This window comes from Acinetobacter sp. YH12255 (genome assembly GCF_013417355.1).
Taxonomy (GTDB): Bacteria; Pseudomonadota; Gammaproteobacteria; order Pseudomonadales; family Moraxellaceae; genus Acinetobacter; species Acinetobacter pseudolwoffii.
Map to the genome: position 1 here is coordinate 1 of NZ_VPEC01000121.1, position 1,023 is coordinate 1,023.

The window sequence follows — 1,023 nt, forward strand, 5'->3', positions numbered from 1 at the left end:
GAACGGCAAGGCCTGCTGGAACGGGATGTCGAAAACAGCTATCTGGCCTCGGATGCGGTGGATGACGACCCGATGACACCCCTGCTGGGGCACTCGATCACTTACCGTATCGCTGTCGGTTCACAGGCGGGGCGAAAGGTGTTCACTTTGCAAACTCTGCCGACCAGTGGTGATCCGTTCGGTGACGGGATTGGCAAGGTAGCCGGGTCCAGCCTGCACGCCGGCGTGGCGGCCAGGGCCGATGAACGCAAGAAGCTCGAACGGCTGTGCCGGTACATCAGCCGCCCGGCGGTATCCGAGAAGCGGCTGTCGTTAACACGAGGCGGCAACGTGCGCTACCAGCTCAAGACGCCGTACCGGGACGGCACCACGCACGTCATTTTCGAACCATTGGATTTCATTGCAAGGCTGGCCGCCCTGGTACCGAAGCCCAGAGTCAACCTAACCCGCTTCCACGGGGTGTTCGCACCCAACAGTCGGCACCGGGCGTTGGTCACGCCGGCAAAACGGGGCAGGGGCAACAAGGTCAGGGTGGCTGATGAACCGGCAACACCAGCACAACGGCGAGCGTCGATGACATGGGCGCAACGGCTCAAGCGTGTTTTCAATATCGACATCGAGACCTGCAGCGGCTGCGGCGGCGCCATGAAAGTCATCGCCTGCATTGAAGACCCTATAGTGATCAAGCAGATCCTTGATCACCTGAAGCACAAAGCCGAAACCAGCGGGACCAGGGCGTTACCCGAAAGCCGGGCGCCACCGGCTGAGCTGCTCCTGGGTCTGTTTGACTGACGAGCCTGAAGGCCAACGATACCAATCAAAATGCTGCGTTCACAGCGCCGCGGCAGGGATCCGCCGTGCTGGTTGTCGGAAAAGGAGCCGCTAGTGGGAAAGAGGAGGGTAAATTTTCAGCGTTGCTGGCTCCCCGTCAGCCGGATTGGGTTGCATCGCAGGGGTGTCGAAAGAGTCAACTGCGGTCCAAAGCTGTTGGACTTGGGTGAAAAGGGCGTTTATTCTTCCTAT

1 pseudogene is annotated in these 1,023 nt (G+C 60.1%); it reads left to right on the forward strand.

From position 1 onward, the window contains the following. Window positions 1-792: pseudogene (locus tag FTV30_RS16075) on the forward strand (IS91-like element ISVsa3 family transposase); the annotation flags it as partial. Between the last annotated feature and the right edge of the window lie 231 nt (window positions 793-1,023).